Annotated in this window: 10 protein-coding genes and 1 tRNA gene; 10 read left to right on the forward strand and 1 reads right to left on the reverse strand. The window is 44.1% G+C overall.

Annotated elements, in window-relative coordinates:
* Nucleotides 1–18 precede the first annotated feature (18 nt).
* The 9 genes from rho (at nucleotide 19) to AXF12_RS08125 (ending at nucleotide 10581) form a co-directional block, all read left to right on the forward strand.
* Nucleotides 19–1743, forward strand: coding sequence for a transcription termination factor Rho (rho, locus tag AXF12_RS08085; RefSeq protein ID WP_066430094.1), 1725 nt, complete (start codon nucleotides 19–21; stop codon nucleotides 1741–1743).
* A gap of 157 nt (nucleotides 1744–1900) precedes the next feature.
* Nucleotides 1901–1985, forward strand: a tRNA-Ser gene (locus AXF12_RS08090).
* Nucleotides 1986–2081: 96 nt separating this feature from the next.
* A complete protein-coding gene (locus tag AXF12_RS08095; protein WP_066430095.1) occupies nucleotides 2082–4337 on the forward strand; it encodes a GH92 family glycosyl hydrolase in 2256 nt (751 codons plus the stop codon).
* 582 nt (nucleotides 4338–4919) lie between these two features.
* Nucleotides 4920–6197 carry a serine hydroxymethyltransferase gene (glyA, locus tag AXF12_RS08100; RefSeq protein ID WP_066430097.1) on the forward strand — a complete coding sequence of 426 codons (1278 nt, stop codon included), beginning with the start codon at nucleotides 4920–4922 and terminating at the stop codon, nucleotides 6195–6197.
* A 143-nt stretch (nucleotides 6198–6340) separates the two neighbouring features.
* Nucleotides 6341–6970 carry a lipoprotein signal peptidase gene (locus tag AXF12_RS08105; protein ID WP_066430099.1) on the forward strand — a complete coding sequence of 210 codons (630 nt, stop codon included), beginning with the start codon at nucleotides 6341–6343 and terminating at the stop codon, nucleotides 6968–6970.
* A gap of 29 nt (nucleotides 6971–6999) precedes the next feature.
* Nucleotides 7000–7212, forward strand: coding sequence for a hypothetical protein (locus AXF12_RS08110; protein ID WP_066430104.1), 213 nt, complete (start codon nucleotides 7000–7002; stop codon nucleotides 7210–7212).
* 33 nt (nucleotides 7213–7245) lie between these two features.
* Nucleotides 7246–9417, forward strand: coding sequence for an endonuclease MutS2 (locus AXF12_RS08115; protein WP_066430106.1), 2172 nt, complete (start codon nucleotides 7246–7248; stop codon nucleotides 9415–9417).
* A gap of 57 nt (nucleotides 9418–9474) precedes the next feature.
* Nucleotides 9475–10014, forward strand: coding sequence for a hypothetical protein (locus AXF12_RS08120; RefSeq protein ID WP_066430107.1), 540 nt, complete (start codon nucleotides 9475–9477; stop codon nucleotides 10012–10014).
* Nucleotides 10015–10029: 15 nt separating this feature from the next.
* Nucleotides 10030–10581, forward strand: coding sequence for an RsmD family RNA methyltransferase (locus tag AXF12_RS08125; RefSeq protein ID WP_066430108.1), 552 nt, complete (start codon nucleotides 10030–10032; stop codon nucleotides 10579–10581).
* Nucleotides 10582–10591: 10 nt separating this feature from the next.
* On the opposite strand, the gene AXF12_RS08130 is transcribed toward AXF12_RS08125, so the two are convergent.
* Complete coding sequence (locus tag AXF12_RS08130) at nucleotides 10592–11278, reverse strand: DNA alkylation repair protein (RefSeq protein ID WP_066430110.1); 687 nt, start codon at nucleotides 11276–11278, stop codon at nucleotides 10592–10594.
* Between the two features lie 628 nt (nucleotides 11279–11906).
* On the opposite strand from AXF12_RS08130, the gene AXF12_RS08135 reads away from it, so the two are divergent.
* Complete coding sequence (locus AXF12_RS08135) at nucleotides 11907–12356, forward strand: DUF6790 family protein (RefSeq protein ID WP_066430113.1); 450 nt, start codon at nucleotides 11907–11909, stop codon at nucleotides 12354–12356.
* Nucleotides 12357–12398 lie beyond the last annotated feature (42 nt).

Below are 12398 nucleotides of genomic sequence, written 5' to 3' on the forward strand. Positions count from 1 at the left end.
ATAACACCATATTTAAAGATGTTTGATATAACAGACTTAAAAGCAAAGAAACTTCCTGAACTACAGGAAATAGCTAAAGGGCTTGGCGTGCCTAAATACCGCTACCTCAACAAAGGGGTTTTAATTGAGCAGATAGTAGATTGGCAAAATAAAGACACTCCCAAGGTAGAAATACCCACAGAGGCTCCTAAGAAAAGAGGAAGAAAGCCTAAGAATCAAGTAGCTCAAACCGTTACTCCTGAAAAGACAGAGGCAGAACCTTCTCCAATTCAAGAGACACCCAAGAGTGAAGGCCACCCAAAATCTTACAGTAAGAAAGAGGACAACTCACAGAAACCTTCACTCAACAACCAAGATAAAACAAAGGCGGAAGGTAAAAAGAACTATCCTAAAAAGGGCAAACCACAACAGCCTATCAACAATCAGAACCAAAGCAAACCCTACAATCCACAGCCTACAGGAAAAGGACACAGTCAGAATAACCCTCCTGCTGCCAAACCTACTAATAACGGCAATGGAAATAACTTCAACAAAACTAACAACGGTTATAACAACACCTATGCCCCAATCAACAGTGAGAACTTCGACCAAGAGAAGCGAAACCGTTACCGTTCACCTGAATATGAGTTCGACAGTATTGTAGATTGCGAAGGCGTCTTGGACATCACCCCTGAAGGTTACGGCTTTTTGCGCTCATCGGACTATAACTATTTAGCTTCTCCCGACGACATCTACGTATCACAATCGCAAATACGCCTATTTGGGCTACTTACTGGCGATACCATCTACGGACAAATACGCCCTGCAAAAGAAGGTGAGAAGTATTACCCCTTATTAAAAGTATTAAAGATAAACGGGTTAGACCCACAGGTGGTACGCGACCGTGTGCTCTTTGAGCACCTTACCCCTCTCTTCCCTAATGAGAAATTCAAGTTGGCTGAAAAAGGCGCTACCATCTCCACTCGCCTGATTGACCTCTTTGCGCCTATCGGGAAAGGGCAGCGCGGTATGATTGTAGCTCAACCCAAGACTGGTAAGACAATGCTCCTGAAGGACATTGCCAACGCAATTGCTAAGAACCATCCTGAAGTATACCTAATGGTACTGCTGATTGACGAGCGCCCTGAGGAGGTAACTGATATGCAACGCAGTGTGCGTGGTGAAATCATCTCATCAACCTTTGATAAAGAGGCATCTGAGCACGTCAAGATAGCTAACATCGTTTTAGAGAAAGCCAAACGCCTTGTGGAGTGCGGTCACGATGTAGTGATCCTGCTTGACTCCATCACCCGCTTAGCACGCGCTTATAACACCGTGCAACCTGCCTCAGGAAAGGTGCTCACGGGTGGGGTGGATGCCAATGCGCTACACAAGCCTAAACGCTTCTTTGGGGCTGCCCGCAATATCGAAGGAGGCGGTTCGCTCTCTATCATCGCTACGGCGCTTACCGAAACAGGCTCAAAGATGGATGAAGTGATCTTCGAAGAGTTCAAGGGTACGGGTAATATGGAGTTACAACTCGATCGACGTATCTCTAACCGTCGTATCTTCCCAGCTATTGACCTGATAGCTTCTTCCACCCGTCGCGATGACCTGCTCCTCGATGAGAATACACTCAACCGCACTTGGGTATTGCGTAAGTATTTAGCCGAAATGAACCCTATAGAGGCTATGGAGTTTATGGAAAAGCAAATGAAGCAAACACGCGACAACAAGGAGTTCTTAGTCACTATGAATAGTTAATACTTCCTTAACGCAAATATTTACTATTGATTTACAAATATTTATAGCATACGTATAAAAAAAGTTAGCATTTTTTAGCTAAAAAATTTGTACGTAATTAAAATAGTCGTAACTTTGCACCCGCTTAACTGAGGTAACAATAGTGGAGCGTTTTATTGGAGAGATGGCAGAGTGGTTGAATGCGGCGGTCTTGAAAACCGTTGAGGGTAACACCTCCGGGGGTTCGAATCCCTCTCTCTCCGCTAAACTCATATGAACAAGGTTAAACAGTAATCCATTATAGTAGTAATATTATAATGGATTTTTTGTTTTCTATAACTAATAAATTACAACAGACTATGAGAACTATCACCCCTCTTATTCTTCTATCTATCCTTGCCCTTGCTTTAGGATGCCATAACCGCAAGCAAATTAGCACCACTACAACGGATAATGAAGACCTAACTGCTTACGTAAATCCGTTTATAGGCACTGATGGACCTGGCAATGTATTCCCTGGGGCTACTCTACCCTTTGGGATGGTACAGCTCAGCCCTGATATTGGCATTGAGGGATGGGATCGTATTGCAGGCTACTTTTACCAAGATAGCATCATTTCAGGCTTCTCACACACACACCTCTCAGGGACGGGTGCAGGCGACTTGTACGACATACAAGTGATGCCCACTAATAGCCGCTTCTCAGAGCGTATCAAAGCCAATGGGATGCGCCCTTTCTCGGTATTCCATCACGATCGTGAGCAGGCTACAGCTGGCTACTACGCTGTCGATCTGCTGAGCTATGGCATCAAGGCAGAGCTCACAGCAACGGAGCGTGTCGGTATTCAGCGCTATACTTTCCCTAAGGATAAGGACAGTAAAATCACAGTCGACTTAGGGTTTGCGATGAATTGGGATGCCCCCACGCAAACCTATATGAAGGTAGTGGATAACACCACCATTGAGGGATATCGCTTCTCTACTGGCTGGGCAAAAGACCAGCGTATTTACTTTGTAATGCAGTTCTCTAAACCTTTTGCCGACTATGCTTTATATCACGAGGATATGAAAGTGCGTATAGAAACCAAAGCCCTACATACGCGTATTGAACTCTCTTTCCCGACAGAAGATAATGAGCAGATTGTCGTAAAGACAGCGCTTTCCACAGCAGATATTGCAGGGGCTTATGCCTCTATGCAATCAGAAGCTCAGAGCTTTGACTTTGACTCCTACCGAAATGATGCTAAGCACATCTGGCAAAAGGAACTCAGCAAGGTGCAGATCGCAACGGACGATAGGAATAAAAAGACAGTTTTCTATACGATGCTCTACCAGTCAATGCTATGCCCTACCCTACTGAGCGACCCCAACGGTAACTACAAAGGCGCTAATGGCAATACTGCTAAGGCAGAGGGCTATAAGCGTTATGATACTTTTTCACTGTGGGATACTTTTCGGGCGGCGCACCCTCTCTTTACAATCATCCACAAGGAGCGTGTAAACGACTTTATGCAGTCGTTATTAGCCCATTATAAAGAGACTGGAAGGCTACCTGTATGGTCGATGCAAGGCAATGAAACCAATATGATGATCGGCTACCACGCAGTGCCTGTGCTCATTGACGCATATTTTAAAGGTTTCCCAATAGATGGGGCGCTCCTTTACAAAGCCTGCGTGGAAAGTGCTATGGTAGATGAGCGGCAGATCGACCTCTATAAGAAATACGGCTATGTGCCTGCAAGTGAAGAGAATGAGAACTGGTCGGTGTCAAAGACCGTTGAATACGCTTACGACGACTGGTGTATTGCGCAATTGGCTAAGGCATTGGGTAAGAAAGCACCTATTTTTGAAAAGCGCGCTCAGCATTGGAAAGCTCTATACGACCCTAAGTCTACTTTTCTGAGGGGAAAAACGGCAGAAGGAAAGTTCGTAACCCCCTTTGAGGCAAAGCAATACACACCTTATTACTGTGAGAGTAACGCTTGGCACTACTTCTGGTTCGTGCCACAGGATATTCCTGCGCTCATCGAAGCGGTTGGAGGCAAAGAGCGCTTTGAGCAAAAGCTCGATTCGATGTTCTCCTATGCGCCTCTCTCTACCGATAAACTTCCTATTTTCAGTACTGGGATGATCGGTCAATATGCCCACGGCAATGAACCAAGTCACCACGTGGCGTATCTGTACGACTACGTAGGCGCCCCTTCGAAAACACAGGCAATGGTAAGGCAAATACTTAATACACAGTATAGAAACCAACCTGATGGACACTGTGGCAATGAGGATTGCGGGCAGATGTCGTCGTGGTATGTGCTCTCTTCATTGGGCTTTTATCCTGTCAATCCTGCACAAGGCGTGTACTTATTTGGTGCTCCCTACTTTCCTCAAGCCACTATCAAGCTCGGCGATGGGAAGTGTTTTGTGATAAAAGCCGAGGGCGTTTCTGACAAGAATAAGTACATCAAGTCGATCACTCTCAATGGTAAACCTTACAAAAAGCTCTACATCACTCACAAGGAGCTGATGCAAGGTGGCGAGCTACGCTTTGAGATGAGTTTAGTGCCTAATGATGCAACTCTCGGCAAGTACGAATTGCCCGAACTGAAAGTATACCATTAGCCATTTACTTCCCTATTTCATAGTTTTTACAAGGCAAAAAGTACCGAGAAAGTACCTTAGAGGGTATTTTCTCGCGGGGAGTTTTTGCCATATTCTTAATGAAATACCATTATAATTGAATAATCTGTAATCCGTAATAACACCGAATAGCACCCAAAAAGTAGCTTTTTAGGTAGGGAGCTCGTCCGTATTGCAACCGTACTCCATCCGTATTGCTACCGTAGTTGCTCTTACCTTGCTCTTACGTTGCTCTTACCTTCCTCCTACGGAGAGGGGTTAGTGATCAGTAATTAGTGGTTAGAATGTAGGGAGATGATGTTGTGTTGCGGTATTGTTAAAAAGATGCTGCAAAAGTATCAAATAATTCATAATCTACCAAATTTCTGTAAGGCTATTTTCCTTGATTTGTGAAGGAAAGGTAGTTAGGCTTGATATATATGATTGACTGTCATAAATATACAGCAATTTAGACCCTTTGCATTGGGAATGTTTAGCGTAGAAATTTTAGTAGTGACGCTTGTTGTTTTAACTTTTTTACGTACCTTTGTCGTTTTAAAACAATAACCATTCATATAACATTGTATGCAAAGAGATATTGACATCTTCGAACTTATTGAAGACGAAAGAGAAAGACAAGAGAGAGGTATTGAACTGATTGCTTCTGAGAACTTTGTAAGTAAACAAGTGATGGAAGCGGCTGGCTCTGTACTTACTAATAAATATGCCGAAGGCTACCCTTCGCATAGGTATTATGGGGGTTGTGAGGTAATCGATGAGATAGAGCAAATCGCTATTAATCGCGCTCGTGCACTTTTTGGGGCTGAGTATGCGAATGTGCAGCCTCACAGTGGTTCGCAAGCCAACGCGGCTGTATATGCTGCTTGCTTAAAGACTGGGGATAAGATATTGGGCTTTGATCTTTCGCACGGTGGGCACTTAACGCACGGCTCGCCTGTGAATTTTTCTGGGAGGCTCTACCAACCTGTGTTCTATGGCGTAGATAAGGAAAGTGGCAGGCTTGACTATAACAGGATACTTGAAGTCGCTCTAAAAGAACAGCCTAAGATGATCGTAGCAGGAGCTTCGGCTTATTCTCGCGATATTGACTTTAAGGCGTTTAGAGATATTGCCAACAAAGTAGGTGCGCTGCTTTTTGCGGATATATCGCATCCTGCGGGATTGATCGCCAAGGGGTTGTTAAACGACCCTATGCCATATTGCCACATCGTTACGACCACTACTCACAAGACGCTTCGAGGACCACGTGGCGGTCTGATATTGCTGGGCAAGGACTTTGAGAATCCTTTTGGAATTAAGACTCCTAAGGGGGATGCGCGTATGATGTCGTCCTTATTAGATAGTGCGGTATTCCCTGGCAATCAAGGAGGTCCGTTGGAGCATATTATTGCTGCAAAAGCTGTTGCCTTTGGTGAGGCACTCTCTGATGATTTTCTTCATTATGCTATTGAGGTGCAAAAGAATGCGCATAAATTAGCTGTCCTCTTGGTAGGGAAAGGTTATGATATCATCTCAAAGGGTACTGACAACCACTTAATGCTCATTGATTTACGAAATAAGAACATCAGTGGTAAAGAGGCAGAACAGGCTCTGGGTAAAGCTGATATCACGGTGAATAAGAATATGGTGCCTTTTGATACGCGCTCGCCTTTCATCACCAGTGGTATCCGTGTAGGGGTGGCTGCTATCACCACCAGAGGTCTTAAAGAAGCTGATATGCAACAGATTGCTGATTTTATAGATGATGCCATACAGCACGCCAGCAATGATGATTATCTCGAAGGTATTGCTTCAGAAGTCAATAAGTTTATGGAAGGCAGACCTTTATTTGCTCAAGAATAAGAGTTGTAGAATATCCATAAAGAATCATAAGCGATCCGTATGCTTCAATAGTATATAGGATCGTTTTTTAACATTCTTACAAACGTTAATTTTGTTAGTTTAGCAGAAAGTTGTATCTTTGCGCCTTAAAACAAAAGATAGGAATGAAATTAAAACACGCTTTGGGCATCGTTTTGCTGGTGCTCATCATCGATCAATGGAGTAAGATATATGTAAAGACACACTTTATCCTCAATGAGCAGGTAGAGGTGTTCTCGTGGTTTAAAATTCTTTTTGTGGAAAATGAGGGGGCTGCCTGGGGCACGAAGATACCAGGGGCTTACGGCAAACTCTTTTTGACGCTCTTCAGAATTATCGCCGTGTGTGGGATTGGCTATTGGCTGTGGAGTGCGGTGAAGCAACAGCAGTCGAAAATCTTGATATTGTGCATTTCGCTGATATTGGCGGGGGCGTTGGGCAACATTATTGATTCGGTGTTCTACGGAGTGCTGTTTGACCATAGCTACGGACAGGTGGCTACCTTCGGCTCAGCAGTGCCTTATGGCGAACTGTTGCACGGCAAGGTAGTGGATATGTTTTACTTTCCGCTGATAGATACCGTACTGCCCAGCTGGATACCCAAATGGGGCGGTGAGCGATTTCAGTTCTTCGAGCCTGTGTTTAACGTGGCAGATTCGGCAATATGCGTAGCTGTGGCAATAATGATTATCTTCCACAAGAGGGTGTTTCCGAAGACGGAAAATAATGAGCAAAGAGTAGAGAGTAATGAGTAGAGAGTAATAATAACTAATAATTTAAGGATATGGTAACAACGGTTTCATTTGACGTGGTAGGTGAAAAAGAGTTAGAAAGGGTAAAACGTGTTTTAAAGGAAACTCTATCTATCAATCATTTCTTCACTAAAAGAAAGAGAGAAAAGAAAGAAGACCCAGATACTTATTCAGATGAATATGCTGAGTTTATCAAGAAAAATCGTGAGGAAGTAGCTCAGGGAAGAGTAACTTATCTAACATAGAGTTTCTTATCCACCAAATGTTAGGGCATTACGATGACAAATAAAACACTTGAAGATTTAGAATTTAACAGGGTATTGGAGCAGGTGGCGGCTCTTTGCACTACGGAATTGGGGCGTAAGGAGGCGTTGCGCATCGCTCCTTTTACGGATAAGGGGGCACTGCTGAGAGCTCTTGCACAGACCAATGAATACCTATCGTCCTTCGAAAACCAGAATACCATTCCTGCCCATCAGTGCGATGCTATCACAGGCGAGCTACAACTGCTGGGTATAGAGGGCACTACCTTAGAACTTACAGGCTTGCAGCGTATCCTAAGAATGGCTAAAACGGTGCAAGAGCATTTGGTGTTCTTCAAGAAGTTTAAGGAACTCTATGAGATGCTTTTTGCTACTATCGACCGTGTGGATTCGCCTAAGGAAGTGATTGCGGCGATTGAGAAGGTGATCGACAAATACGGTGAGGTGAAGAACGAGGCTTCGGAGGAGTTGGCGCGTATCCGTAAGGAGATCGGCACGGTGCGGGGCAAAATCAACGACAGTTTTAACCGTGCGCTGGCGGAGTACAATGCCGCTGATTACTTAGACGACATCCGCGAAAGTGTGGTGGAGCATCGCCGTGTACTCGCTGTGAAGGCAATGTATCGCCGCAAGGTGGGCGGTACGGTGCTGGGCAGCTCTAAGACGGGCAGCATCGTGTACATAGAGCCCAAGCAAACGGAACTCTACTCGCGCGAGCTGAGCAACTTGCAATATGACGAGCAGGAGGAGGTGCGCCGTATCCTCACTGCACTGACCTTATACCTAAGCGATTACAAAGAGCTGCTCAGCGACTGCCAAGGCTATATCACAGCCATCGACCTCATCTACGCCAAAGCCAAATACGCCCATCATACGAACGGTCTGCTACCCGAAATCAGTGAGCAGCAGGAACTCTTGCTGCGCGAGGCGTACCACCCCCTACTCTATCTGAGCAACCAGAAGAAAGGAGTAACCACCTATCCACAAACTATTGAACTCAATGACTCACAGCGCATCATCGTCATCTCGGGACCGAATGCAGGCGGCAAGAGTATCACCCTGAAAACTATCGGGCTGCTCTGCCTAATGCTCCAAAGTGGACTGTTAGTGTCTGTGCACCATAGGAGTAAGATGTGTCTCTTTGAGCGTATCCTTACCGATATTGGTGATAACCAATCCATTGAGAACCATTTGAGCACTTACAGCTATCGGCTTAAAAATATGAATTACTTCTTAAAGAAGTGCAATGCGCATACGCTGTTCCTTATTGATGAGTTTGGCACAGGCTCTGACCCTGAACTTGGGGGAGCTTTGGCAGAGACCTTCTTAGAGGAGTTTTACCATCGGAAGGCTTTTGGGGTCATCACCACCCACTACACCAATTTGAAGATGCTCGCCGATGAATTGCCTTGTGCTACCAATGCTAATATGCTCTTCAACGACAAGACTTTAGAGCCTATATACAAACTCATCGTCGGCGAAGCGGGGAGTTCGTTTACCTTTGAGGTGGCACAGAAAAATGGCATTCCCTTTGGACTTATCAACCGTGCGAAGAAGAAGATAGAGAAAGGCAAAGTGCGCTTTGATGCCACCATTGCTAAGTTGCAAAAGGAACGCTCGCGTATGGAGAAAACTGCCGAGACGCTCAAGGATGAGGAGGTGCGGGCACGCGAGGAAGCCAACAAGTTAGAGCAGCTCAACGACAAGGTGAAAGCCAAACTGATGGGCTATCAAGAGCTCTACGATCAGAACCAGCGGATGATCGCCCTCGGCAGCAAGGTAGAGCGGATTGCTGAACGGTATTTTTACGATGGCAAACGGAGACCACTAATTTCGGAGTTCCTGAACATTGTAGAGACTGAGAATGCGAAGCGCAAAGCCATAGAAAAGAGCGAGCGCGTAAAGCAAAAGGAGGAAAAGAAAGCCACAGAGGCAGAGGTACTTGCCCAGATGGAGGCAGTGCGCACTCAGCGCAAGGAAGAGCGAAAAGCACGTGTAGCAGCCGAACGCGAGGCTAAGGCACAGCAACAGCGCACACTGAAGATAGGCGACAGGGTGCGCATTAAGGACAGTCGGAGTATAGGCACAATTGACAAGATAGAGAAAGGCAAAGCGGTGATCAACTACGGGCTTTTCACCACCTCTGCCCCTCTTGAAGAAGTGGAGTTTGTGCAAAAAGCGCAGTAAGACAGTTGTGTATACAGATTTTTATTGTACTTTTGGGGCTTAAATAGTAATTTAATTATGAGAAGAATTGTTTTAGTGATCACATTGCTGCTGATAGGGCAATGGGCAGTGGCTCAGGAGAATATCCTAAGCCCTGAGTATCAGCAGGCACACAACCCCAATCGCTGGACGTACGGGGGCAACATCGGGCTTACCTTTAGCGAGTGGGGCACGGGTTTCACCGTAACACCGCGCTTGGGGTATAAGGTTACCGAGGATTTTGAGGTAGCAGCACAGGTGAACTACAATCTGCAACATACGCGCTATTACCGCAATCAGTTTTTGGGTGTAGGTCCGTCACTGACATACTACATTTTGCGGAACTTTTATGTGAGTAGTTCTTTTGAGCATTACTTTGTTTCACAGAAAGATAAGGATACTAAGAAGACCTTTACCACTGAGGAAGATGCGCTGTATATAGGCGGAGGCTATATGCAGCAATTGGGTGAGCGCGTGTATATGCAGATAGGGGTGAGCTACAATGTGCTTTACAAAAAGGACAGCAGTATATTCTCAACAGGTATTGTGCCAAATGTAGGGATTATTATTGGTCTGTAAGCTATTATTTATAATATGCGTATCATTTCAGGATTGAACAGAGGTAAACAGATTATCGCACCAGCGAAGCTGCCCGTGCGTCCCACAACAGACTTTGCTAAGGAGGCTCTCTTTAACATCCTCAGCAATAATTATTACTTCGAAAGTATTGCTGTGCTTGACCTCTTTGCGGGTACAGGTAATATCAGCTATGAGCTTGCATCACGTGGCTGCAAGTCAATTACTGCAGTAGACAAACACCCTGCTTGTATAAAGTTCATCAACCAGACTGCCGAGGCTCTCTCCTACCCTATCAATACCTTGCGCGCTGATGTCTATGAGTATCTCAAACGCACTACACAACAGTTTGATTTTATCTTTGCGGATCCCCCTTATGAGTTTTCCACTGAGCAATTTATTGAGATAGCCAATTTAGTTTTCTCGCGTAATCTTCTCACTGATAATGGGCTACTTGTTATTGAGCATTCCAAACGCACCAATTTAGAAACTGCTCCTCACTATACTGATACTCGTTATTATGGTGGCAATGCTTTTTCCTTCTTTGAGCAAATAGAAGATAGTGAGTAATATTATTTATCTAAAGTTTATACCCCAAAAGCGCTGTTTTCATCTCTTCGGATATTCTTCGGCTTTCACGCGCTTTTTGGATAGCTTTATTCTGCACGAATTTTGGTAAGGTTTGTGCTTTAATTAAGGGCAATGTAGCTGTGGGCTGTTTAGCGAGTGCTGTGGCTAAATACCACGCAATCATCATATTGACATAGTAATCCTCAGAGTGTATGCCTGCTACTTGATGGAGCATTGCTTTCTCAAATGCCTCATCTAAGTAATTGGAAAGCAGCAGTCCTATGCCATAGCGCACCGTATAGGTGTGTGGACTGTCCAGCCATTGCTTGATCTTCACATAGACCTCAGTGGGATATTTCTTGAAAATCTTTGGTGAAAAGCTATCGCAAGTAGCCCAGTTGTCAATAAAAGGCAAAAAGCGCTCAGTTTGGGTCATTACCCAGCTGTAATCATTGCTTTTCTCTATCAAAAACCCGTGAAGATGGTTCTCTTCGAGGTAATAATGTGGTAATTTAGCTAAAAAATCACTCACCAACGGCTGATTTTTCCATAAATCCTTTGCTAAAGTGCGCAATTGTGGCGTACGTACTCCAAGAATACACTCCTTAGGCACTGTTGGTATCAACTTTTCGACAAAAGCTTTATTAGTCTCATCACGGAGTGCTAAGAGCTTGTTTGTTATCAATTGGCTATTCATAAACCTATTTTTTACAGTTATTTTCCTGCAAAGATACCAAAATAAGTGCAAAATAAAAGCATATCTGTACAATATTTCTTGGACAAGGTGCACAGAAGGGAGCTACGGCACTCTCATAGGAGATACTGAACAGAGATGTATTATTAACATATTATCAACATAAATGGAATATTATTAAATAATACGTAATCCTTAATAGTACCAAAATAAGACCTTTTTAGGTAGGGAACTCATCCGTATTGCAACCGTACTCCATCCGTATTGGTACCGTAGTTGCTCTTACCTTCCTCTTACGTTGCTCTTAGGTTGCTCCTACGGAGAGGGGTTAGGGATTAGTAGTTAGTGGTTAGAATGTTGAGGGAAAATGTTGTGTTGTGGTATTGTTAAAAAGATACTGCAAAAGTACAAAATAATGCATAATGCACAATGCATAATGAATAATTTTTTTAAGGGTATAGATCGGGGTTGTTATATACCATTGATTATTAACAAAGTAATATAATTCATAGCTGTTGTAGTTAATGTGTTTTCCTTGTATATTTCTCCTATTTGAGGTATAGAAAGCGTATTTTTTGAAGTATTGTGTTAAATATTTTTCGTACTTTTGCGCTTTAAAAGTTTCAAATGTATGATTTATCTCATTCTATACATATTGTGCTGGGCGGTAGCAGGAGCGCTGTATCTCACTCATCCTCAGGGAGATTTCCTAAGTATTGCCCTCTTAGTGCACTTGGTGCTGGGGGTTGGGTTCTTTGGGTTCTTTAACTTTGTAGGGCACTTTATTTTCAGTGAGAAGGTTGCTAAGAAAATCGGTTGGGTATCCAATGGTTTTCAGAAGGAACTGGGTTTGGTATCGCTGGGCATTGGTATCTGCGGGGTGCTTTGCTATTGGGTGAGAGAGGGCTTTTGGTGGGCTACGGCAATCCCTTTTAGCGTGTTCTTGATAGGGGCAGGCATACTGCATATTGTTGAAATAGTGCGTGATAAGAACTACAACCCAGGTAATGTGTACATTATCTTACCCGACTTTTTAATGCCTCTGACCCTACTTGGTTTGCTATTGGTAGAATGTCTGTAGCTAGCCCGTCCATAAGAAATACACAGAAAATAGCACACTCAT

The sequence above is a fragment of the Capnocytophaga haemolytica genome (assembly GCF_001553545.1).
Lineage (GTDB): Bacteria > Bacteroidota > Bacteroidia > Flavobacteriales > Flavobacteriaceae > Capnocytophaga > Capnocytophaga haemolytica.

What these genes read in the sequence shown, in the direction of transcription:
- rho (WP_066430094.1), top strand. Translation starts at nt 19, where the DNA reads ATGTTTGATATAACAGACTTAAAAGCAAAGAAACTTCCTGAACTACAG.
- AXF12_RS08095 (WP_066430095.1), top strand. Translation starts at nt 2,082, where the DNA reads ATGAGAACTATCACCCCTCTTATTCTTCTATCTATCCTTGCCCTTGCT.
- glyA (WP_066430097.1), top strand. Translation starts at nt 4,920, where the DNA reads ATGCAAAGAGATATTGACATCTTCGAACTTATTGAAGACGAAAGAGAA.
- AXF12_RS08105 (WP_066430099.1), top strand. Translation starts at nt 6,341, where the DNA reads ATGAAATTAAAACACGCTTTGGGCATCGTTTTGCTGGTGCTCATCATC.
- AXF12_RS08110 (WP_066430104.1), top strand. Translation starts at nt 7,000, where the DNA reads ATGGTAACAACGGTTTCATTTGACGTGGTAGGTGAAAAAGAGTTAGAA.
- AXF12_RS08115 (WP_066430106.1), top strand. Translation starts at nt 7,246, where the DNA reads ATGACAAATAAAACACTTGAAGATTTAGAATTTAACAGGGTATTGGAG.
- AXF12_RS08120 (WP_066430107.1), top strand. Translation starts at nt 9,475, where the DNA reads ATGAGAAGAATTGTTTTAGTGATCACATTGCTGCTGATAGGGCAATGG.
- AXF12_RS08125 (WP_066430108.1), top strand. Translation starts at nt 10,030, where the DNA reads ATGCGTATCATTTCAGGATTGAACAGAGGTAAACAGATTATCGCACCA.
- AXF12_RS08130 (WP_066430110.1), bottom strand. Translation starts at nt 11,278, where the DNA reads ATGAATAGCCAATTGATAACAAACAAGCTCTTAGCACTCCGTGATGAG.
- AXF12_RS08135 (WP_066430113.1), top strand. Translation starts at nt 11,907, where the DNA reads ATGATTTATCTCATTCTATACATATTGTGCTGGGCGGTAGCAGGAGCG.